Origin of the sequence: Streptomyces sirii (assembly GCF_045690365.1) — a bacterium.
GTDB lineage: Bacteria > Actinomycetota > Actinomycetes > Streptomycetales > Streptomycetaceae > Streptomyces > Streptomyces sirii.
In genome coordinates this window covers 2,735,938-2,759,534 of record NZ_CP147982.1, presented here as the reverse complement: position 1 = coordinate 2,759,534, position 23,597 = coordinate 2,735,938, and the positions used below count along the sequence as shown (strand labels likewise).

Below are 23,597 nucleotides of genomic sequence, written 5' to 3'. Positions count from 1 at the left end.
GTACGCACCGTTGTAGACCAGCCGTCCCTCGTTATGCAACAAGTTGCAAAAACTGTGAGCGAGGCGACTGGACGCCGGCGCCCCGCCCTTGCCGGCTGCATAAAGGGGCGGCGCCCGCCGGCCGGCTCCCTGGTTGCCCACAGCCGGCGCGGAAATACTGCTCCTGGGGAACCGGCCGGTCACCGGCCGGAGTCGGTGACGGCGGAGGGGGACGCGTGCGCGGGCATGACCAAGGCAGCCACAACGAGGTGAACGGGGTCGTCCACGGCCCCAGCGTGCAGGCCGGAACCGTCCACGGCGGCATCCACATCCGCGCCGCGGCGCCGGCCGTACCGCAGGTGCTCTGGCAGCTTCCGCCGGCCGTCGGGCTCACCGACCGCACGGCCGAGCTGACGCTCCTGGAGCGCCACCGCGCACAGGCCGCGCGGGAGGGGCACTCCTGTCTGGCCGCGGTCAGCGGACTGGGCGGGGTCGGCAAGACCGCCCTGGCCCTCGCCTGGCTGCACACCCTGCGCGCGGACTTCCCCGGAGGCCAGCTCTACGCCGACCTCGGTGCGCAGTCGCCGCACGGCCCGGCCGAGCCGGCGGAGGTGCTCAGCCGCTTTCTGCGCGCGCTGGGCGTGCCCCCGCAGGCGGTGCCGTCCGGTATCGCGGAACGCGCCGCGCTCTACCGCTCGTTGACCGCCGAACTGCGGATAGTGGTGCTGCTCGACGACGCCGCGACCGCCGCCCAGGTGCGCCCGCTGCTGCCGGGCGGGCCGAGCGTCACGCTGGTCACCAGCCGGCAGCGGCTGTCCGGGCTGACCCTCGAAGGCTGCCACCAGGTCCATCTGCAGCCGCTCGGCCTGGAGGCGGCGGTCGAGCTGCTGGCGGACACCCTGGCCGACGGCCGGGTGGCCGACCAGCCGGACGACGCCCGCACCCTGGCGGGCCTGTGCGCCGGTCTGCCGCTGGCGGTACGGGTCGTCGGCGCCCGGCTCGCCGCCCGCCCGCACCGGCCGATCACCACGATGGTCCGGGCGCTGACCGAGGAGCGGCGGCGGCTGGACGAGCTGGCCATCGACGGCGACCTCAGCGTGCGCGGTGTGCTGGACCTGTCGTACGAAGGCCTGCCGAGCGCGGCGGCCCGGCTCTACCGGCTGCTCGGCCTGCACCCGGGAAGGGAGTTCGGCAGCGCCGTGGCACGGGCCGTACTGGCCGGATCGGGCGCCCTGGAACCGAGACCGGGCCCGGAGCCCGCCCCGTGCCCGGAACCGGCCGACGCCCCGGAGCTGCTGGATGTGCTGCACGACGGGAATCTGCTGATCGACGTCGGCGAGGACCGCTACCGCTTCCACGACCTCGTACGGTTACACGCCGCCGCCAAGGCCTGCGAGGAGGAGACCCCGGCGGAGCGGACCGCGGCGTTACGGCGCATCGCGGAGCACTATCTGGCCACCGCCGCCCGCGTCGAGCAGATCACCGACCCGGGGCGGGACGGACTGCCGCGCACCTTCGGCCCGGGCCCCGTGGTCACCGAGGAGCTGGGGGAGGGGGCCGAGGCGGCACTCGACTGGCTGGAGCGGGAACTGGACAATCTGACGGCGGTGATCCGCCGCGCGCGGACCGCGGGCTTGGGGCCGGTCGGCTGGCAGCTCGCCGACGCCATGTGGCCGCTCTTCCCCCGGCGCAAGCACTACGACCACTGGCGCGCCGTCCACGCCGAGGGGCTCGCCGCGGCACAGGAGGCGGGGGACACCGCGGCCGAGTGCCGGATGCTCACCTCCGGGGGCCTGGGGGAGCTGGGCGCCGGCCGCTTCGACCGCGCGCTGGAGATGTTCGAGCGGGCGGCGCGGATCTTCGCCGCCCGCGGTGACGCACTGGGCGAGGCCCGGACGTTGAACTACCGCGGGCTGGCCCATCAGCGGGCCGGCCGGCCCGCCCGGGCCGCCGAGCTGTTCGCCCGGGCCGCCGTCGAGCTGCCCGCCTGCGGAGACGTCCGCGCCGGCGGGCTGGCCCGGCTCAACGCGGCCGATGTCGCCCTCGCCACCGGCCTGTTCGACCGGGCGGCCGCCGACGCCGACGCGGCGCGTACGACGCTGCTGGCCGCGGACGATCCGTACAACGCCGCGCGGGCGACCCTGCTGCTCGGCCGGGTCCTGCTCCGCCGCGGTGCGCCGGAGCCGGCGGCGGACCGGTTGTCCGAGGCGCTGGCCGTGCTGCGCGGCGTCGCCGCCGGCTATGAGACGGCCCGCGCCCTTGCGTCCCTGGCCGAGGCCGCCGAGCAGCTCGGACGACCGGACCTGGCCCGGCGGCGCTACCGGGAGGCGCTGGACCTCTATCTGTCGGTCGACCGCCCCGAGCCCGCCGCCGCGGTGCGCGCGCGGCTGGCGCTGCTGGGCGACGGCGCTCCGGACTGAACCCACGGCACCGGGCGCCGGATCACCCGCACCGCGGCGGAGGCCAGCCCCGCCACCGAGAGCCCCGCCACCAGCCAGGCGTGTGCCAGCGAGGCCCAGGTCTCCCAGCAGATCCCGGCCGAGCGCCGGGCGTCCAGCTCCAGCAGCGCACCGCCGGAGCCGTACGGCCCGCCGAGCCGCAGACCGCACCGCTCGCCGTCGCCGTACACGGCCACCACCGCGGCGCCCGGATGGCGCCCCGCCATGTCCTCGGCCGCCGCGGCGTCCGCGCCCGGCACGGCCAGTACGTCGGCGAGCCGTGGCCAGGGCCGTGGCGCCGGGGCCCTTACGCGCAGATGACGGTCCACGACCGGCCGCCCGGAGCCCGGCAGCAGCAGGCCGACCCGCACCCGGTGCACGGCTCCGTACGCCGCGCGGACGGACTCCGCGGCGGCGGCAGGCGCGGCGACCGCGACGGAGACGGCGACCGCGACGGAGACGGTGTCGGCACCGGCACCGGCACCGGTAGAGATATCGGCGACGGTCCCGGCCGGGGAACCCGCAAGCCCCGGCCCCGTCAGCACCAGCCGCAGCGTGCTCATGACGCCACCCCGCCCGGCGCGCTGCCGTAGCGCACCGTGAGCGGCAGCGCCGCCGGCTCCTGCCACAGCCGGGCGGCCGGTGCCCGCAGCCGAAGCTTGCGGTAGACCAGCGCCCGCATCCGCCGGGCGAAGCGCCCCGGCTCCGAGGTGATCCGGGCCGCGATCCGCGCATAGCGGTCGGCGCGGTGGGTGGCCGCGCCCCGGCGCAGCTGCCTGCGCAGCGGCCGGTCGGCGCGGAGCCGGGGCGCGAGGGAGTGCAGCTCCGCCATCGGCGAGCCGGGTGCCAGTTCCACCGCCGCGGCTCCCGCCGTGAGGATCCGCGCGCCGGTCATCGTCCCGTACAGCGACACCGAACCGTGGTCGCCGACGATGCAGTCGGCGGCGACGAGCGGTCCGCACCAGTCGGCGTACTGGCTGACCAGGCTGACACCGCGGCGCCCCAGCCCGGCGAACCAGCTGCGGATCTGCCACTCGCCATGGGCGTTCCAGACGTTCGGGTGCAGCAGGACCGCGATCCGGAACTCGTCCCGGGGAAGCTCGGCGACCAGCCGCTCCAGCAGCTCCCACTCCTGCCCCAGCAGGGAGTCGGGCCCCCAGGTGGAGCAGATGAGCACCAGCTCCTGGAGGGCGCCGGTGCCGAGCGCCTCCCGGTACAGGGCGCGGGAGGGCAGGCTCGCGGTGATGCGGTCGAAGCACGGGTCCCCGACGACCTCCGCGGCGGGCAGCGCCTCCGGGCACTCCCGGCCCAGCCGGCCGAGCTCCTCCTCATGGGCGAGCACGATCGCCGCGGGCACCACCACCCCGTCCCTGACCAGGCGTTGACGGCTCAGCCCGTACACCCCGCGGTCGGCCGCGACCGCCGGGAGCCCGCGCCGGCCGGCGGGCGCGGAGACCAGCTTGTTGTACCCGGCGCCGTGCGGGAGCACGATCACCGGGGCGTGCAGCTCGTGCAGACCGCCGTGGCTGGCGGCCAGTGCGAGGTCGAACCTGGTCTGGACGGCCTGGCTCCAGGGCAGTACCAGGCCCTTGATGTCCTCCAGGAAAGCGTCCACACCATGGCTGAAGACATCGGGCGCCGCGGTGAAGACCACCTGCACCCGGGGATCGCCGTCGAACAGCGCCACCGCCTCCAGCAGCCGCTGCCCCGCGGTGACCGTGTGCACCACCGCCAGTACGCTCCTGCGCACCCGGCGAGTGGCCCAGCGGTCGACATCCAGGCGCAGCGGCACATGCCGCCGGTCGATGTCCCCCCATGTCACACTCACGTGAACTCCCCCGTTCCCTACCTGAGTCGATCGGGTCCTGGTGAGGTGACTGCCCGCGGATCCTTGCAGCCGGGGTTGCAAAAACCTTGCAGGCGAACTGCAAGCCGCCGCTGACAGCTGCACGGGGCATGTGCGCCCCTCGCGCGACAGTGCGCCCCGGCCCGCACCCTCCGGCCGGTCCGGCCCGGCCGCAACAGTGAATCCGATGCACCGTGCACCTGCGCGGGAACTGCCGGGGCGGCAGGAAGCAGGAGAACCATCCGGGGGGCGATGGTGGAACTTCTGATGCTGGGACCTCTGGAGCTGTGGCACCAGGGCCGTCAGCACACACTCGGTTCACCCAAGGAGCGCTGTGTGCTGGCCACGCTCCTGTACGCGCAGGGGGACCCGGTCGCCGTCGACACCCTCGTCGCACACGTCTGGGAGGACGACGCCCTGCCCGGCACGCCCGTGGAGACACTGCACAGCTATCTGTCGCGACTGCGCTCCCGGCTGCGGCGCGCCGTCGGCGACCTGGCGCGGGTGGAGCGCCCCTCCCCGCGCCGCTACCGGCTGCGCGTCCACCACGCCGACGACGTCGACCTCGCCCGGCTCCAGCGGCTCCGTACGGACGCCCGTGCCGCGGCCCGGCGCGGTGAGCGGGAACTCGCCGTCGGACTGCTGCACACCGCCGAGGCCCTGTGGCGCGGGGAGCCGTTCGCCGAGTTCGGCGGCGACTGGGCGCTGGCGGCCCGCGCCCGGCTGACCGAGGACCACCGGCGGGTACGGGAGGAGCGCATCCGGCTGGAACTGGAGTTGGGCCGGCACGCCGACCTCATCGGCGAGCTGCACGAGATCGTCTCCCGCAGCCCGCTCGCCCAGCAGGCCGTCGCGGCCCTGATGCTGGCCCTCTACCGCTCGGGCCGGGAGGGCGAGGCGCTGACCCTCTACCGCGACACCGGTCGCCGGCTGAGCGAGGAGCTGGGCATCGATCCCGGGGCGGAACTACGGGAGTTGCAGCGCCGGATCCTCGCGCAGGACCCCACCCTCCTGTTAGCCGGCCCGGCCGCGTCCCCCGGGCCCGCCGCGGCATCCGCCGAGGGGCCGGACGGCCCGGGGAGCCCCGCGGCCGCCAGGGGCGGGGGCAGCACCCTCCCGCGCGACACCAGGGACTTCACCGGGCGCGGCAGCGAACTGCGCCTCCTGCTCGGCGGCCCGTCGCAGGACACCCACGGGACGGCCCTGCCGCTGACCGTCGTCCACGGCATGCCGGGAGTCGGCAAGTCGACACTGATCGTCCATGCCGCGCACCGGATGCGCCCGGACTACCCCGACGGGGGCTTCTATCTGGACCTGCGCGCCTACAGCGACCAGCCGCCCTACGAACCGGCCGAGGCGCTGGCGTCCCTGCTGCGCAGCGCCGGCGTGGCCGAGCCGCTGCCCGCCGGCCTCGACGAGCGGACCGCCCGCTGGCGGGAGTGGACCGCCCACCGCAGGGTGCTCGTCGTGCTCGACAACGCCCGGGACGCGGAGCAGGTGCTCCCGCTCCTCCCGGGCGCCGCGACCTGCTGTGCGATCGTGGCCAGCCGCAACCGCCTCACCGAGCTGGACGGCGCCACGCCCCTCCACCTGGACGTGCTGCCGGTCTCGGAGGCCTGTGCGCTCTTCGCCCGGATCGTGGGCGGCACCCGCGCCTCCGACACCGCCGCGCTGCGCCGCGTCGTCCAACTCTGCGGCTGCCATCCGCTGACCGTCCAGCTCCTCGCCAGCCGCTTCCGGCACCGGGACACCTGGGACCTGGAGTACGTCGCCCACCGCCTGGCCCACGCGACCGACCGCCTGGACGAGTTCGACGAGCGGGTGGCGGCCGTCTTCCGGCTCAGCTACGCCGATCTCGACGCCCCCGCACAGCGGCTCTTCCGGCATCTGGCGCTGCACCCCGGTCCCGACATCACCCTCGCGGCGGCGACCGCGCTGTGCGCCGCGCATCCGGCCGAGGTCCGCCAGGCGGCCGACCAGCTGCTGGACCGCCATCTGCTCGACGAACCGGTCCGGGACCGCTATCAACTGCACGACCTGGCCAGGGCGTTCGGCCGCCGGCTGGCCTGCCGCGAGGACTCCGGGCCGGCCCGCCGGGCCGCACTGGGCCGCCTCATGGCGTACTACCTGACCACCGCCGACCGCGCCGACCGGCTCGCCCACCCGCGCCGCCGCCGGCGCCCCATCGGCCCCGCACAGGTCTCGCCGTACGCATCGGACTTCACCGACACCGCCGCCGGCGCCCCGGCCGACGCGGCGTCGGTGTGGCTGAGCGTGGAGTGCGCCAACCTCCTGGCCGTGGCCCGGACGGCGGCCGGCGAGTTCCCGGCCTTCGCCGTCCTCTTCCCCCATGTGCTGGCCTACTCCCTGAGGCTGTGGGGAGCGCGGGACACCACCGCCGAACTCGCCGCCGCCGCGGAGCGCGCCCTGCGCTCCGGGGGCGACCGCCTGGCGCTCGCCCAGACCCTGGTGGAGCGCGCGGGCGTGCTGGCCCAGGAGAACCACGGCGAGGCGCTGCGCTGCGCGTCCGAGGCCCGGGTGCTCTTCGAGGAGCTGCACGACACCCACGGCCGCGCCGACGCCCTCTTCGAAACCGCCCGCGCCCATCTCGCCGCGGGCCGGGGCGAGATGTGCTTACGGGAGATGGACCGGGCCCTGGACCTCTACCGCCGGGCGGGCGACCGCTACGGCGTGGCCGAGAGCCTCAACGTGCAGGGCGCCGCGCTCATCTTCGGCGCCCGGTACACCGAGGCCATGCGGCGCTTCGAGGAGATGCTGGCGATCCACCGGGACCTCGACGACGCGCACGGCCAGGCGAAGGCGCTCAACAACATCGGCGAGATCTACTTCGCGGAGGGCGTGTACGACGAGGCCCGCCGCCATTACGAGCAGTCCCTCGTCCAGGTGCGCCGCTTCGGCGGGCGACAGGAATTCGCCATCCTCGACACCAATCTGGGCACGGTCTACCGCGTCACCGGACAGCCGGGCCTCGCCCGCGTCTGCTTCCGTCGCGCCCTGGCCAGCCACCGGGCCCGGGGCGACGCGGTCGGCGAGGTGAACGCGCTGACCAGCCTGGGCGCCGCCTGCGTGGAGTCCGGCCGCACGGACGAGGCCCTGGCGCACTTCCGCGCCGCCGAGGAGGTCTCGCGCCGTATCGACAGCCCCTACGAGCGGCACCGCGCGCTCCTCGGCATCGCCGACACCCTGCGCTCCTCCGGGCAGCCGGGCCCCGCCCTGGAGACCTACCGCGGCGGCCTGCACATCGCGCAGACCTTCGACTTTCCCCTGGGCTCCGCCCACGCCCTGGCGGGCATCGCCCGCACCCTGCTGCACGTACAGGACATCAACGCGGCCCGCCCGTACGCCGAGCGCGCGCTGGCCCTCTACCGCAAGCTCGGCGCGGCCACGGAGGCCGCGGACCTCGACCGGCTGCTGGCCCTGCCGACCGCCATCGGGTCCTGACGGCCGACCGCCGTCCCGCGCCTCACCACATCACCTGCTTGCCGGTGACCGCGCCGCTCGCCAACTGCTGACGGGGGGCCGGTGCCGCCTGCTCGCCGGCGGCCGCCGCGATGATCGCGGCCAGGAGGGACAGCGCCGCGAGGGTGGTGAAGGTGTAGCGCAGCTTGCTCAAGGTCTTTATGCAACTTCCACTGTGTCGCTGACAAGGTGCAATGCCCGCTGCTAATGGGCTAGCGGGTGAGGCTGAAGTTACATGGGAGACGCCCGAATGGCGGAGCCCTTCACTCGAAAGTGAAGGTGTGGATCTTGTGGAGGTGTGCACCAGAAGGGTGTTGAGGGGTCCGCGAGGCGGCGGCGAAGGGCTCTTGCGGTCTCCGAAGGGGCCTCGCAGGCCTTCGGTGGCGCCCCCGAGTGGCGCGCCGTCATCCCACCGCGACTATGCGGCACTCCATCGTGTGACTTGTCACAGACAACACCGCTGGTGTTATGGCAGCTTCAACTGCGCTCAACTGAGCTTCTTGACAGGGCAGTTATCGCACGAGCCGACCGAACGGCCGTACGTCCGGCCGAGGTTGGCCGGTGCGCTCGCGGAGAGGAACCCATGAGCACCTTGCACGCCACGACCCTGACGCTGGACCAGGTGGTCGACACCGCGCGCTACCCGCTGTCGGAACCGGAGAGCGACGAGGGGCGGGCCCTGGTCTCCCGCGCCCGGCGCGATCTGGAGACCCTCGGCTGCACCGTGCTGCCGGACTTCATCCACCCGGCGCTGCGCGAGGGGCTGCGCGAGGAGTGCTCCGCGCTCGCCCCCCGGGCGCACTTCGACGTGGAGACCGTCAACGTCTACAACATCGCCGTCGACACCGACCTGCCGGCGGACCACCCGGGCCGGACGGCCTTCGAACGGGGCAACGCCTTCGTGGCCCGGGACCGCATCCCCGCGGACTCGCTCATCAGCCGGCTCTACTCCGACCGGGCGTTCCAGCGGTTCATCGCCCGCTGCTTCCGGCTTCCGCAGCTGCATGAGCTGGCCGACCCGCTCTCCGGGCTCGTCCTCAACGTCGTCGAGCCCGGCAAGGAGCACCCCTGGCACTTCGACACCAACGAGTTCACCGTGAGCATGCTCACCCAGGACGCGCAGTCCGGCGGCGTCTTCGAGTACTGCCCGAACATCAGGTCCGCACAGGACGAGCGCTTCGACGACGTACGCGACGTCCTGCACGGCCGGGGCGAGCGGCTGGTACACCGCCTCCCCCTCCGGCCCGGCGACCTGCAGCTGTTCAAGGGCCGCTACGCACTGCACCGGGTCAGCCCCGTCCACGGCGAGGTCGCCCGCCACTCGGCGATCTTCGCCTACAGCGAGCGCCCCGGCGTCATCGGGAGCGTGGCCCGCACCCGGCAGCTCTTCGGCCGGGTGTGCCCCGAGCACCTGGCCGCCGAGGACCGGGCGGTGCGCAGCGACCGCCTGCTGGACTAGGGGGTGTCCGATGGGTCATGGCCGGGTCCGCGGCGTCTGGCACGGCACCTCGCGGCGTTGCCGAAACGTCCCGATAGCTCCGCTATCAAGACGCTCCGGCGCCTTGCGATGCACCGCACCAGACGCCGCGGCCTATCCGACCCTGACCCATCGGACACCCCCTAGGGGTGCCTCTCCCGGCCACCCCTAGGGGAGGCACCCCTCGCGGTCACCGGCGAGCGGTTCCGGTCGCGCGTCCGCCGCGACGTGCCAAAAGCAGTTCAAACGGCGCCGGTTCACCTCCTCCGAGGAGCAGGCTCTGTCAGGTCCCCTAGGGCGCACCCCTCGCCCCAGCCCCCGCACCCACCGACAACTCGAATCGAGACCGTACGTGACCAACAGTCAGGGCGCCGCACCCACCCCGACCACGCCCACCGCTCCGCCCGCCCCCGCCACCGGCGCCACGCCCACCTTCGCGCTGGAGGACAGCCTCCCGCGGGTGCCGCTGCCCTCCCTGGAGGAGAGCTGCGAGCGGTTTCTCGCCTGGTGCGCGCCGCTGCTGACCGCCGACGAACTGGCGGCGACCGAGGCCGAAGTGGGCGCCTACCTCCGCTCCGGCGGCCCCGGCCGGGTGCTCCAGGCGGCGCTGGAGGAGTACGACGCCACCGAGGGCGTCCACAGCTGGCTCGACACCTTCTGGCCGTACCGCTACCTGGGCCGCCGGGACCGCATCGCGCTCAACGCCAACTTCTTCTTCCTCTTCCAGGACGCCGCGCCGGCGCAGCCGCCGGCCGAGCCGCAGGTGGAGCGGGCCGCCGGCCTGATCGCCGCCGCCCTGCACTACAAGCACCAGCTGGACCAGGAGCTGCTCCCTCCCGTGGTCCAGCGCGGTGCGCCGCAGACCATGGAGCAGAACAAGTACCTGTTCTCCACCACCCGCATCCCCGGCGCGCAACAGGACACCGTCCGCGCCCCGTACACCCCCCAGTGGCCGGGCCCGTCCGACGCCCGGCACATCGTGGTCTTCTTCCGGGGCGGCATGGTCAAGCTGGACGTACTCGGCGCGGACGGCACGCCGTACGGCCTGGACGACCTGCGGGCGGGACTGCGCGCCGTACTCGACGGCGGCGAGCCGGCCGGCGCCGACGCCCCGGTCGGCCACCTCACCACCATGGCCCGCGCCGAGTGGGCCGCCGCCCGCGCGTCCCTGCTCGCGCACCACCCCCACAACGCCGACGCCCTGGACGACGTCGAGACCGCCCTCTTCTGCGTCTGCCTGGAGGACTTCGCCCCCGCCGACACCCAGGAGACCTGCGACGAGCTGCTCCACGGCGACCGCGGCAACCGCTGGTTCGACAAGGCCGTCTCCTTCGTCGTCTTCGCCGACGGCCGCGCGGGCATCAACGTCGAGCACTGCGAGCTGGACGGCACCACCATCCTCAGCTTCGTCGACGCCCTGCTGTCCACCCCGGCCGAGGAGCACTCCCGGGCGTCCGGCGCCCGCTCCCAGGGCCTGCCCGCCCTCCAGCCGATCACCTTCCGGCTGGACGACGCCCTGCGCGCCCAGGTGCGCTCCGCCGCCGACGCGTTCGCGCAGTACGGCGCGGACACCGCCACCCGCACCGTCTCCTTCGACGACTTCGGCGCCAGCACCGCCAAGTCCCTCGGCGTCTCCCCGGACGCCTTCGTCCAGCTCGCCTACCAACTCGCCCACCAGCGCGCCAAGGGACGCCTGGGCGCCACCTACGAGTCGATCGCCACCCGCCAGTGGCGCCGCGGCCGCACCGAGGCGATGCGCGTCGTCACCCCCGAGATCGTCGACTTCGTGGCCGCCATGGAGGACCCGGCGACCGACCCGGACACCCGCCGCGCCGCACTGCGCACCGCCGCTCGGGCACACATCACCCGCGCCAAGGAATGCCAGGCCGGCGACGCCCCCGAACAGCACCTGTGGGAACTGGAACTCATCCAGCGCCGCCGCGGCGCGGAACTCGGCGTCACCGAACAGCCCGCCCTCTACCGCACCCCCGGCTGGCTGACCCTGCGCGACGACTACCTCAGCACCAGCTCCGCCCCCTCCACCCACATCCAGTACTTCGGCTTCGGCTCCACCAGCAGCCGCTGCATCGGTGTCGCCTACGTCCTGCTCCCCGAGCGTTTCCACCTCTACCTGAGCACGCCGATGCCGGTCGCCGACCAGATGCACCGCTTCGCCGACCACCTCCGCGAGGCCGTCGACGAACTGCGCGACCTGCTGGCATCCGACCGTTCCACGAACTGACCGGCACCGCCCCGCACCCCGCACGGAGCCGACGGGCCGCCACCCCGCACCGGGGCGGCGGCCCCGCCGATCCGGCTACTTCAGCAGCCTGGACAGCCGCCGGTCCGCGAGGACCTTGCCGCCGGTCTGGCAGGTGGGGCAGTACTGCAGCGCCGAGTCGCTGAAGGACACCTCGCGGATCGTGTCGCCGCAGACCGGGCAGGGTTCCCCGGTCCGCCCGTGGACCCGAAGGCCGCTCTTCTTCGCCGCCTTGAGTTCCTCCGGCGCCAGTCCTCGGCACCGTTCGACCGCGTCGGTGAGCGTCGCGCCGATCACCTCGTACAGCCGGGCCACCTCCTCCTCACAGAGCCCGGAGGCCGGTTTGAACGGGGACAACCGCGCCGTGTGCAGGATCTCGTCGGAGTAGGCGTTCCCGATTCCGGCCAGCACGCTCTGATCACGCAGTACGCCCTTGATCTGGCGGCGTTCACCCTGCAGCGCGCCGGCGAACGACGCCGGGGTGAAGGCCGCGGAGAGGGGGTCGGGGCCGAGCCGCGCGATCCCGGGCACCTCCCGCGGATCGGTGACGACATACACCGCCAGGTGCTTCTGGCTCCCCGCCTCGGTCACGTCGAAGCCCGCACCGGGGGGTTCGGCGAGCCGCACCCGAAGCGCCAGCGGCCCCTTGCCGGGGCGCGGCGGAGCGGTCGGCACCCGGTCGCTCCAGCGCACCCAGCCCGCCCTGGCCAGGTGGACGACCAGATGCAGTTCGCCGGCCCGAAGATCCAGGAACTTGCCGTGCCGTCCCACACCGTCGAACGCCCGGCCCGCCAAGGCGCCGAGCGGCGGATCGTAGGTCTTGAGCGCATGGACGGAGACCAGGTGGGCACCGGCCACGGTCCGGCCGGCCAGGTGATCGTCCAGGAACCGGCCGAGCGCCTCCACCTCCGGCGATTCGGGCATAGCGCCATTGTGCCCCGAGGGAGGCCACCCGCCCGGAAACCCCGCCCACCGGCCCCGCGCGCCGCCCGCCGACCCTCACCGTCAGACCGCCGCGTCCCCGACCACCCCGGTGCCGCTCCGCCCTGACGAGTGGTTTCGCGGCCGAAAGCGTCTCCGCAGGCCCACCCGCACGTTACTTGTACCGCGATGCGCCTATCCGATCATGCGCACGGACGCCTCACACCCCCAGGAGACGCCAGTGACCCGTACCGCCCAGACCGGCCCCGAATCCCTGCTGCGCCGCACCCTCGCGGAGAAGCGCATCGCCCTGGTGGCATGGCGGCTGCTGGTGCTCCAGAACGCGGACCCCGCCGTCGCCGCCGGCGCCGCGCGGTTCTCGACCTACCGGGCGCACCCCTGGCGGCGGATGGAGCACACCATGGACAGCGGCGAGCGGCTGTTCTTCTCCGACCGCGAGGGCCTGCGCCGGGAGATCGCCCGGCTGGAGCGTACGCACCGCCGCATCGAGGGCACCGACGACCAGGGCCGGCCGTTCACGGCACTGGATCCGGCCGTGCGGGTGTGGGTGCTGGTGACGCTGTACGAGTCGATGACGGCGATGCGCGAGCTGTCCGGCGACCCCATGAGCCCCGCCGAACTCGACGGCCTGTACGCCGAGTTCCGCGCCGTGTGCGCCGAGTTCGGCCTGCCGGACGAGCTGTTCCCGAAGACCGCCGCGGACGTGCCGGCCTACATGGACCGCACCATCCGCGAACGCCTTGAGTACAGCGACGCCGTGCACGACCTGCTGTTCACGATGCTGCGCCAGGCCCCGGCACCCCGCCGTCTGGGACGCCTCGGGCCCGCCTGGCCGCTGCTGCGCCGCCTCATCGCCCGCTTCCTGACCGCCCTGACCCTCGCCGACCTGCCCCCCGCCTTCCGTGAGCGCTTCGACCTGCCCCGCACCCGCAGCGCCGCCGCGCTGTCCTGGACGCTGCACCACGGCATGCGCCGGGCCATGACGCGCCTGCCCGACCGGCTGCGCTACCGCATCCCCCCGACCGGCGCCCCCGCCGCCCGGCCGGCCGCCGCCCCGGCCGACGACGCTGGCGTGGACGGCCCGGCGACCGGCCGGGTGCCGCGGCCCCGACGCAACCGCGGGGGCGGCTCACCGCGGGCGCGGGCGGAGGCGTTCTTCCGGCAGGTCCTGGACCAGACCGGCGACGGGTACCTCACCTCCGCCGACCTGCAGGCCATGGCGCACAACGTCTGCTGGCAGCTCGAACTCGACGATGCGGCCGAGGCCGAGGTGTACGCCGGCTTCGACACCTGGTGGCAGCACATCCGCGCCACCATGGACACCGACGGCGACGACCGCGTCAGCCGGGCCGAGTTCACCGCCGCCATGGTCGCCGGCGTCGACCGCGACCCCGACTACCTGCACAAGGGCCTGCACACGGCGCTGCGCGCCCTCTTCCGCGCCGCGGACACCGACGGCAGCGGCCATGTGGGAGCCGACGAGTACCGCGTCCTGTTCGGCGGCTCCCGCGTCCATCCCGCCGAACTCAACGACGGCTTCCGCCAACTCGACGCCGACGGCGACGGCCGGATCACCGAGGACGAGTTCCTTCGCGCCTTCACCGACTACTTCACCGCCCGCACCGACACCACCGCCGGCGCCCAACTCCTGGGCCGCCCCTGACACCACGGCACCACGACGGCCGAGGTGGCCACCCCGCGAACGTGATGGCGGAGTTGTGGAATCCCGTACCGGCGCCCGCACCGTCGATTACCTTGCCCCTGTGGACCAGCTGATCTCCTCAGACCCGACGCACATAGGCCCGTACCGCCTGATCGCCCGCCTGGGCGCCGGCGGTATGGGCCTGGTCTATCTGGGCCGTTCCGAGGCCGGGCGGACCGTCGCGGTCAAGGTCGTCCAGGACGAGCACGCACAGCACCCGGAGTTCCGCCGGCGCTTCGCCCGTGAGGTGTCGGCCGCCCGTCGGGTCGGCGGCTCCTGGACGGCGGACGTGCTCGACGCCGACACCGAGGCCGCGGTGCCCTGGGTGGCGACCCAGTACATCCCGGGGCCCGACCTGACCACCGTGGTGGCGAACGACTTCGGGCCGCTGCCCGAGAACTCCGTACGGGTGCTGGCCAACCGCCTCGCCCTCGCCTTGCGGGCGGTCCACGAGGCGGGGCTGATCCACCGGGACCTCAAACCGTCCAATGTGCTGGTGACGGTCGACGGGCCGCGCGTGATCGACTTCGGTATCGCGCGGGCCATGGACACCCTCGCCGGGGACAGCCTGCACACCCGCACCGGCATGCTGATCGGCTCTCCCGGCTTCATGTCCCCCGAGCAGGTGCGCGGTCTCGAACTCACCCCCGCGAGCGATGTGTTCTGCCTGGGCGCCGTCCTCGTCTACGCCGCCACCGGACGCCTGCTCTTCGGTGCCTCGGAGACCGGGCTGAACGCCCACCTCTTCCGGATCGCCGAGGACGAGGCGGACCTGGCCGGCGTACCGGAGCCGCTGGTCGACCTCGTACGCGAGTGCCTCGACAAGGACCCGGCCAAGCGCCCCACCCTCCAGCAGGTCGCTGCCCGCACGGAGGCGGACACGGACGGCGAGTGGCTACCGGGCGCGGTACTGGCCCAACTCGGCCGCCACGCCGCCAAGTTGCTGGACTACGCACCTGAGACGGTCGTCGGCACCCCCGTCGCCGCGCCGGCCGACGCGCCGGCGCCTGCCGCGGACCCGCACACCCCACCCGGGCGGCCGCAACCGTCACCACCCCCACTCCCGGCCTACTCGCCCACGGCCCCGGCGCACCCCGTCACCCCGCAGGGTTTCGGACCACCTCCGGGCATGGCCCCCGACTCCGCGCTCCCGCACCCCAGACGCTGGTGGGGCCTGGCGGTGGTCGCTCTCGTGCAGCTCTTCGTGCTGCTCGACGCGACCTCCCTGCACATGGCGGTGCCGTCCATCATGGCGGACCTGCACATCCCCGCCGACGACCTGGGCCTGTTGTTCACCGGGTACGAAGTGGCCTTCGGCGCCCTGCTGTTGCTCGGCGGACATCTCGCGGACCTCATGGGCCGCAAACGGATGCTGATCATCGGTCTGGCCGGCTTCGCGGTGGCGGCCGCGATCGGCGGATCGGCCCCCACCACCGGCGCGCTGGTCGTGGCCCGCGCCCTGCAGGGTGCCTTCGCCGCACTGCTGTCGCCGGCCGCGCTGGCCCTGGTGTCGGTCAACTTCACCGAACCCAAGGCACGCGGCAGGGCCTTCGGGGTCTACGCCGCGTTCACCGCCGGCGGCTCGACGATGGGCCTGCTCACCGGCGGATGGCTGCTGGACAACCTCGGCTGGCGCTCCTGCCTGTACATCGACGTCCCCCTCGCCGTGCTCGCCGTGATCGGCGCGGCCACCCTGGTGCACGACCGCCCGACCCGCACCCGCCCCCGCCTGGACCCGCTGGGCCTGCTGCTCGGCTCCGGCGGAATCGTCGCCCTCGTCCACGGCTTCCAGGAGGCGGGCCCGCGCGGCTGGACGGACCTCCTGGTCCTGGCCCTGCTCGCACTCGGCACCGCTCTCCTCCTGTCCTTCGTCTGGTGGCAAACCAAGGCGCCCGACCCGCTCCTCCCGCCGTACGCCCTCACCGACCGCAACCGCGTCGGCTCCTTCCTCACCCTCTTCCTGACCGGCGCCGGCGCGCTCGCCCTCTTCCCGACCCTGATGGCGTACCTGGAGAACATCCGCGGCTACTCGCCGATCGCCACCACCACGGCCATGCTCCCCGCGGTCGCCGCGATCGTCATCGGCGCCACCCAGGTCTCCGCCCGCCTGCTGCACCGCGTACCCCCGCGCAACCTGATCGTGCCGGGCCTGCTCCTCACCGCCCTCGGCCTGCTCCTGCTGACCTTCCTTATGCCCGACACCGACTACACCGTCCTGGTCCTGCCCGCCATGCTCCTCGCCGGCTTCGGCCTCGGCATGGCCCTGCCGCCGCTCGTCTCCCTCGCGACGGCCGGCATCGCCGCCCCGGACTCCGGCGGGGGCGCGGCAGTGACCAACACGACCGACCAGCTGGGCGGAGCGCTCGGCGGCGCGCTGTTCAGCAGCATCCTCGCCTCGGCCATCGCCACCGGACTGCAGGCCGTCTCCGGCCTCCCACCGGCCTTCACCGAAGCGGCCCGCAGCGGCCAGGTCATCAACGCCCAGGGACTCCCGCCCCAGCTGGCCCACGTCATCAACAAGGCAACACTGACCGGCTACTCCACCACCCTCTGGTGCTCGATCGCCATCACCCTCCTCGCGATCCTGCCCGCGTCCCTCCTGATCAGCCCCACCGTCCCGGCGAGCCCCCAGCTCACCGGGCCACCCCTCCCGGCGTACGACCAGCGAGGCGCCGGCTGAGCTCGTGCGTCCTTGCGGGAGGAGGAGAACGGGCTGCGGCCGTATCCCGCAAAGCGGCGCAACGAAAACGGCCGTCGGCCGTGCCTTCCAAAGCGGGAAGAACACGACCGACGGCCTACAGACGGCCCAGGCCAGCGGAATGCCGCTCTGACCTGAGGCGATCTTAGATGTCGAAGTAGAGGTGGAGGAACGCTCTGACCTGCACATATATGCGCATGGCGGGTCGATCGGTGCACAACCGGTGCACTGGGGAAGCGTCAGGCGGATCCGCCGCGTCCCTTGAGACTTCGGCGATGTCTGACTGACAGCGCGCAGCCGCAATCCAACGGTCAGGGGTAGGAGGCGTATTCCTGCCCGCCATCGTGGTGCCGAATCACCGCCTCCTTGTGTAGATCACGCGCCGGATCCAGCCGCTGCTGGCATGGTGGTCGGTGGTTGTGCCTACAGTGCGTGTTACAGCTGAGACGAGTTCCGGGGGTTGTTGTTGTGCCGCGTGTGGTGGGGGTGCACGGGATCGGCAAGCAACTGTTAGGCGAGGGCACGCTGTTGAAGGAGTGGCAGCCTGCTATGGCCGATGGGTTGCGCCGCGCGGGGGCTGGCGATGCCGTGTCCGAGTCGGATGTGGCGATGGCGTTCTATGGGGACTTGTTCCGACCGGCCGGGCAGTATCTCGCGGTCGGGGATCCTCGTTTCACGGCCGCCGATGTGGGCGAGGGTTTCGAGCAGGAACTGCTGCTTGCCTGGTGGCGTGCGGCGGCCGACACCGATCCCGGAGTGGTGCCTCCTGGTGCGGACACTCTCGTTGCGACGCCGCGCTCGGTGCAGGCTGCGTTGCGGGCCCTGTCGGGGTCGCGGTTCTTCGCCGGTCTCGCCCTGCGCTCCATGGTCTTCGACTTGAAACAGGTCCACCGTTACCTCCTCGACGCCGAGTTGCGGACCCAAGCCCGTACTCGGGTGATCGATGCCATCGGGGAGGACACCCGGGTGGTGGTGGCGCACTCCCTGGGCTCGGTGGTCGCCTATGAGGCGCTGTGCGCCCTGCCCGGCCATCGGGTGCGGGCCTTGGTGACCCTGGGTTCTCCGCTGGGCATCCCGAACTTGATTTTCCATCGGCTGGAGCCTCGGCCGGTCGGGTTGGGTGGCTCGGTGCAGGGGGTGTGGCCGGGTGGGCAGGGCCTGGTGTGGACGAACATCGCTGATGAGGGCGATGTCGTCGCGTTGGTGAAGGATCTGCGCCCGGCGTTCGGTGAGGGACTGCGTTCGGCGCGGGTGCACAACGGTTCCCACGCGCATGATGCGACCGCGTATCTGACCGATGAGTTGTGCGGGCGGGCGATCGCGGAAGGGCTGGCATGACCGCTCTGCCCAGCGACGGTGCGGGTACGGAGGGGCCGCGCCGGTTCCTGATCGCCACCGCCGTCTCCAAGTACCCCAAATGCCCCCAGTGGGACCCGCCAGGGATGGTCGAGGCTCGTGAGCGCGTCATCGAGCTGTTCACCGGCGAGCTGGGCTACCAGCACCAGACCGGCCTCGGGCTCGACCCCACCGCCACCCAACTGACCGACCAGCTACGCGCGTTCTGCAAGTCCGAGGACCGTCGCGAGGACGACCTGCTTGCGGTCTACCTCTCCTGCCATGGCGAGATCCTCGACGACGGCGGCGGCGAGCACGTCCTGTTCACCGCGGACACCGACCCGGAGGACATCACCCACACCGCACTGCCCACCAAGCGCCTGGCACGGGTGATGTTGCGGGACACCAAGGTACGGCGGCTGATGCTGCTGCTGGACACCTGCTACTCCGGGCAGGGAGGTAACCAACTGGCCGCGGCCGCGCTGGAACGCATCGACCCGCAGTGGGGACAGACCACCGGATCGGGGCTGGTGGTGATCTCCTCCGCCCAGCCGCACCAGCAGGCCGAGGCCGGCGCCTTCCCCCGCCTACTCACCCAGGCCGTGGCCAGCCGGGCCACCGCCGGGCATGGCCCGGATACGCTGTCGGTGTCCGCTGTGGTGCAGCAGATGAACGACCACCCTGACAGGCCCGGGTACCAGCTCATCGGCCTGACCCCGATCGGGCTGACCGGGGAGCCGCCCGCCTTCTTCGCCAACCCGCGTCACAGCAAGCGGTTGACCGACGTGGACCTGGCCATCCAGCAGGCCGCCGAGTTCGACGAACAGGCGCGGCGCCGCGACACCGAGTTCACCACCCGCCTGCTGGTACGCGCCATGGGCTACCACGGCGATGCCGCCCAGGGTTGGTGGTTCTGCGGCCGCCACGCAGCCCTGGACCACCTCGCGAACTGGCTCCGCTCGCCCGGTACCGGCAGCGAATCGGCGTGCCGGGTCGTCACCGCGGGCCCCGGCTCGGGCAAGACGGCCGTACTCGGCCTGATCGCCGCCCTGGCCCATCCCGAGCGCCGCCGCACCGTCCCCATCGACTCCCTCAACCTCGCCCCCCAGATGATCCCCGAGCAAGGCGCGCTCGACGTCACCGTCTACGCCCAGAACCACACCGACACCGACGTGCTGCACGCACTGGCCGCCGCGGCCCGCGTGCACGCCGAAACCGTCGGCGAACTGCTCGAAGCCCTGGGCGCTCGGCAGGGCGAGCGGCCGTTCACCGTCCTCATCGACGCCCTGGACGAGGCCGCCACACCCGACACCCTGTGCTCACAGATCCTGCGCCCCCTGATCGACCACTCGGACGGCCGCATCCGCCTCCTGCTCGGCACCCGCCCGCACCTCCTGGACCGCCTCGGCATCACCGCCAAGCACCACTCCACCAGCGAGCAGGTCGTCGACCTCGACGACCCCCGCTACGCCGACCCCGAGGCGCTGCAGGCCTACACCGTCTACAACCTGCTCGACGCCCACCGCACCTCTCCCTACAGCCGGCACCCCGAAGCAGCGGCTCCGGTCGCCCAAGCGGTCGCCGCTGCCGCCGGAACGTCGTTCCTCGTCGCCCGCATCGTCGCCGGCACCCTCGCCGCAGCCGACGACGTCATCGCCGACCCGTCGGACCGGCAGTGGCAGAACCGCCTGCCCCGCCTGCCCGGACAGGCCATGCACGAGGACCTCACGCACCGCCTGGGCCCGGACGCGCAACGGGCCGCGGACCTCCTGCGACCCTTGGCCTTCGCCGAGGGCCAGGGTCTGCCCTGGGAAAACATCTGGGCCCCGCTGGCCTCCGCGATCTCCGGCCGCACCTACACCGACGACGAGCTGATGTGGCTGCGCGACACGGCCGGCTCCTACGTTGTGGAAGCCACCGACTCCGACCGCTCCGCCTACCGCCTCTATCACCAGTCCCTGGCCGAGCACCTGCGCGAAGGCATCGACCTGCAAGCCGTGCATGCAGCCTTCACCGACGTCCTGACCGACCGCGTGCCCTACCGCGCCGACACCACCCGCGACTGGTCCCGCGCACACCCCTACACCCTCAACTACCTCGCCACTCACGCCGCCGCAGCCGGACGCCTCGACGAGACCATCACCGACACCGAATACCTTGCCCATGCCACCCCCCGCGGCCTCACCCCACACTTGCATCACGCGTCCACCGAATCGGCCCGGCTGACGGCAGCGGTCTACCGCGCCTCCATCAGCATCCACGGAACCGCTACCCCGGCTGTCCGCCGGCAGGTACTCGCCCTGGATGCCGCGCGGGCCGGCGCCGACTCCTTGCAGCAGCAGTTGGCCGACCACATCCCGGAGGGGAACTGGGCACCCCGATGGGCAACGGGAAGCAACTTCTCCCCGGCGTTGCGCGACATCCTGACCGGCCACAAGGACAGGGTGAGAGCGGTGGCGTGTACCAGCCTGGGCACCAGGCCGGTCGCGGTGACCGGCGGTGACGACGGGACGGTGCGGGTGTGGGATCTGGCCGCGGGTACGGCCGTCGGCCAGCCCCTGACCGGGCATGACGGCAAGGTGCTCGCGGTGGCATGCACGAAGCTCGACAAAACCCCCGTCGCCGTGACAGGCGGCGATGATGGCACGGTGCGCGTATGGGACCTGGTCTCCGGCACCGCCCTGGGGCGCCCCCTGACCGGCCACGACGGCAAGGTGTTGGCGATCGCGTGTACGTACCGGGAGAGCGCGCCCATCGCGGTGACCGGCGGCAGTGACGGCACCGTAAGGGTGTGGGACCTGGCCTCCGGTACGCCCCTCGGCGATCCCCTGCCCGGCCACAGAGGCGAGGTGTTGGCGGTCGCGTGTACGTACCGGGATGGCGAGCCCATCGCGGTGACCGGCGGCAGTGACGGCACCGTACTCGCGTGGAATCTGGCCTCCGGAACACGCCTCGGTTCCCTAAGACGCCTCGGTGGCCTGACCAGTCACGACGGCAGGGTTTACACGGTGGCTTGCACGAACGTGAACGGCAGGCCGGTTGCGTTGACCGGCGGCGAGGACCACAAGGTGCGCGTGTGGGATCTGGCCTCCGGTACCTCCCTCGGCAAACCCCTGACCGGCCACGACGACTGGGTGCGAGCAGTGGCGTGGTCGGGCGATTCGGTCGCGGTGACCGGCAGCAACAGGACTGTACGCCTGTGGGATCTGCCCTCTCGTACCCGCATCGGACAGCCAATGGTCGGCCACAACGACTGGGTGAACGCGGTGGCCTGTACGAGGCTGGACGACACCCCTGTGGCAGTGACCGGCGGCGGTGAGGGCAAGGGGACGGTCCGGGTATGGGACCTCACCGCCGGCACTCCGCTCGGCAATCCACGCACCGGCCACGACGACTGGGTGTACGCCGTGGCGTGCACAAGCCTGAACGACAGACAGGTCGCGGTGACCGGCAGCAGCGACGCAACCGTACGGGCGTGGGATCTGACCTCCGGTACCCCTGTCGGCAGGCCCATGACCGGGCACGATGGAACGGTATACGCGGTGGCGTGCACGAGCCTGAATGGCAAACAGGTCGCGTTGACCGGCGGCGAGGACCACAAGGTGCGCGTGTGGGATCTGGCCTCCGGCACCCCCCTCGGCAAACCGCTGACCGGCCACGACGACTGGGTGCGAGCAGTGGCGTGCGTGAGCTGGCAGGGCAAGCCGCTCGCGGTGAGCGGCGGACAAGACGGGACGGTGCGAGGTTGGGATCTTGCCTCCCGTACGCCCCTCGGTCCTCCCAGGAAGGGTCACGAGGGCTGGGTGCGCGCGGTGGCGTGCGCGAGCTGGCAGGGCAGGCCGCTGGCGGTGACCGGCGGGAGCACAGTGGCCCGGTGGCCGCAGTGGCGTGCACCGTCCTGGACGGCACCCCGATCGCGGTTTCAAGCGGCGGTGAGCTCGATGGGACGGTACGGGCGTGGAATCTTCGTACAGGCGAGCCCGCCGGGCTCCTGGCGGCGAGCAGTCCCCAGGCCGTCGCCCTTACGACCGAGGGGGATCTCGTACTGAGCATGGGCGCCGATGTAGCGGTCTTCGGGCGACGCCCGCCGCGTGAGCCACGCTGATGTGGGTGCGGCTCTTCTTCCACAATGGTGGCGCACGGGCCCCGGGCTGCAATCGTCAAGGCACACGAGATCGTGAGCACCCTGTGGCAGTAGTGCCGCCTCTCACATTCAGTCTTGCGGATCCACCTCAGCACGCCGGGCTCGCCCCACCCGGCTGACAGCGCAGCAGTCGGCACGCAGTCCGCAGGCACCCACTCAAGTCCGTCGCACCCCGTCGCCCGCAATCGATAAAAGGCCAGGCAGGTGACCCGCACGGAAGTTCCCCGCAGGTCACCGACCTGGCCCGTTCCTTAGAGGCGAAGACGTCTTCTGAGAGGGCGCTGAGCGGCTCTGACGCAAGTGCGGGCCGCCACCTCCTCCGTCAGATGCCGAAGTACAGCTACACCAGGTCCTTGGCCAGGGCACATGGCTTCCGATGAGTGGGTTGGTGCACAACGGGTGCACCCGCCGCCAGGTCGCCGACATCGTCGACATCAGCTCGCTGAACGGCCGCAACGCTGACGACATGATGGCCGCGTACACCGCCACCAAGTTGATGGACGAGACCGCCACCCGGCGAAGAACTTGACCGCTGCGGTCAGCTCTTCGCGCGCCAGACGGTGCCCCGGCGTTCGTACTCCAGGATCATCTCGGAACGCAGCGCGGTCTCCGGGCCGTAGAGGCGCTCGGCGAGCCAGAGGGCCAGGTCGAGGCCCGAGGTGACGCCGCCGCAGGTGATCAGGTCCCCGTCGTCCACGACACGCCCGTACGTGAGCTTCCCGCCCTCCTTGGCGAGATCCTCGCGGGCAGCGAAATGCGTCGTGCACGGTCTGCCGCGGGTGATCTTCGCCGCCGACATGACCATGACGCCGGTGCATATCCCGCCCATGATCAGCCCGGGCCGCTCGGCCTTGGCCAGTGCGCGCGGCAGCACGCCGCGCTTGATCTCGTCATCGACCCCTGACCCCTTCCCGTAGCCCCCGCCCGGCACGAGCAGGACGTCCGCGTCCTCCGGGGCCCAGGGGTCGCGTACGTCGATGTGCATTCCGGACGACGTCCGTACGGTGCGGGGGCCGTCGGCGGTGACGAAGCTCTGCTTGATCCGGCGCTTGTCGGCGTCCGCGAGGGTGCCGAGCACCTCGATGGGGCCCGCGAAGTCCTGCTCCTCGACGGCGTCGAACAGAACTGTGTGCACGCGCAGTTCGCGGGTGCGCCCGCGCATTTGCTCGACGGCAGAAGCGGCGGTGGAGGAGGTGCCGAGGCCAAGCGCGGTCGCGGCCGTGGCCGCGGCGCCCGTACGGAGGATGTGTCGGCGCTGCATGTCGTGTGCTCCTTGGGTCGGTCGGTGTCGGGGGA

General features: G+C 72.6%; 14 protein-coding genes. 9 read left to right on the top strand and 5 right to left on the bottom strand.

Features of this window, described 5'->3' with window-relative positions:
- Positions 1–215 precede the first annotated feature (215 nt).
- On the top strand, positions 216–2,399 hold the full coding sequence (locus WAB15_RS12425) for an ATP-binding protein (RefSeq protein WP_407286236.1): 2,184 nt from the start codon (positions 216–218) through the stop codon (positions 2,397–2,399).
- Here the strand turns inward: WAB15_RS12425 and WAB15_RS12420 are convergent.
- Positions 2,318–2,980 (bottom strand): hypothetical protein, encoded by a 663-nt coding sequence (locus tag WAB15_RS12420; RefSeq protein ID WP_407286235.1) that lies wholly within the window; start codon positions 2,978–2,980, stop codon positions 2,318–2,320. The genes WAB15_RS12425 and WAB15_RS12420 overlap by 82 nt on opposite strands.
- Positions 2,977–4,245, bottom strand: coding sequence for a hypothetical protein (locus WAB15_RS12415; RefSeq protein WP_407286234.1), 1,269 nt, complete (start codon positions 4,243–4,245; stop codon positions 2,977–2,979). The genes WAB15_RS12420 and WAB15_RS12415 overlap by 4 nt, the downstream gene beginning before the upstream one ends.
- 285 nt (positions 4,246–4,530) lie before the next feature.
- Between WAB15_RS12415 and WAB15_RS12410 the strand changes: the two genes are divergently transcribed.
- Positions 4,531–7,725, top strand: a complete 3,195-nt coding sequence (locus WAB15_RS12410; protein ID WP_407286233.1) for an AfsR/SARP family transcriptional regulator — start codon at positions 4,531–4,533, stop codon at positions 7,723–7,725.
- Between the two features lie 22 nt (positions 7,726–7,747).
- Here WAB15_RS12410 and WAB15_RS12405 read toward each other — a convergent pair whose 3' ends face one another.
- A complete protein-coding gene (locus tag WAB15_RS12405; RefSeq protein WP_399151120.1) occupies positions 7,748–7,897 on the bottom strand; it encodes a hypothetical protein in 150 nt (49 codons plus the stop codon).
- 429 nt (positions 7,898–8,326) lie between these two features.
- Here WAB15_RS12405 and WAB15_RS12400 point away from each other — a divergent pair, with 429 nt between their 5' ends.
- Both WAB15_RS12400 and WAB15_RS12395 read left to right on the top strand, forming a co-directional pair.
- The gene (locus tag WAB15_RS12400) at positions 8,327–9,202 is read left to right on the top strand and encodes an arpA protein (RefSeq protein WP_399151121.1); all 876 of its coding nucleotides are present in this window, start codon (positions 8,327–8,329) and stop codon (positions 9,200–9,202) included.
- Between the two features lie 457 nt (positions 9,203–9,659).
- Positions 9,660–11,462, top strand: coding sequence for a choline/carnitine O-acyltransferase (locus tag WAB15_RS12395; protein ID WP_407289210.1), 1,803 nt, complete (start codon positions 9,660–9,662; stop codon positions 11,460–11,462).
- A gap of 75 nt (positions 11,463–11,537) precedes the next feature.
- Here the strand turns inward: WAB15_RS12395 and WAB15_RS12390 are convergent, their stop codons facing one another.
- A complete protein-coding gene (locus WAB15_RS12390) occupies positions 11,538–12,404 on the bottom strand; it encodes an Fpg/Nei family DNA glycosylase (RefSeq protein WP_399150413.1) in 867 nt (288 codons plus the stop codon).
- Between the two features lie 238 nt (positions 12,405–12,642).
- Here WAB15_RS12390 and WAB15_RS12385 point away from each other — a divergent pair, with 238 nt between their 5' ends.
- From WAB15_RS12385 to WAB15_RS12365, 5 genes are all read left to right on the top strand, one after another.
- Positions 12,643–14,085: an oxygenase MpaB family protein gene (locus tag WAB15_RS12385; protein ID WP_407286232.1), complete on the top strand. Its 1,443-nt coding sequence runs from the start codon at positions 12,643–12,645 to the stop codon at positions 14,083–14,085.
- Between the two features lie 100 nt (positions 14,086–14,185).
- Positions 14,186–16,804, top strand: coding sequence for an MDR family MFS transporter (locus WAB15_RS12380; protein WP_407286231.1), 2,619 nt, complete (start codon positions 14,186–14,188; stop codon positions 16,802–16,804).
- Positions 16,805–17,290: 486 nt separating this feature from the next.
- Positions 17,291–18,160 (top strand): hypothetical protein, encoded by an 870-nt coding sequence (locus WAB15_RS12375; protein WP_407286230.1) that lies wholly within the window; start codon positions 17,291–17,293, stop codon positions 18,158–18,160.
- A complete protein-coding gene (locus WAB15_RS12370; RefSeq protein ID WP_407286229.1) occupies positions 18,157–22,206 on the top strand; it encodes a caspase family protein in 4,050 nt (1,349 codons plus the stop codon). Before WAB15_RS12375 ends, WAB15_RS12370 begins: the two co-directional genes overlap by 4 nt.
- A 471-nt stretch (positions 22,207–22,677) precedes the next feature.
- Complete coding sequence (locus WAB15_RS12365; RefSeq protein WP_407286228.1) at positions 22,678–22,830, top strand: hypothetical protein; 153 nt, start codon at positions 22,678–22,680, stop codon at positions 22,828–22,830.
- Between the two features lie 9 nt (positions 22,831–22,839).
- On the opposite strand, the gene WAB15_RS12360 is transcribed toward WAB15_RS12365, so the two are convergent.
- The gene (locus WAB15_RS12360) at positions 22,840–23,562 is read right to left on the bottom strand and encodes a DJ-1/PfpI family protein (protein WP_407286227.1); all 723 of its coding nucleotides are present in this window, start codon (positions 23,560–23,562) and stop codon (positions 22,840–22,842) included.
- Positions 23,563–23,597 lie beyond the last annotated feature (35 nt).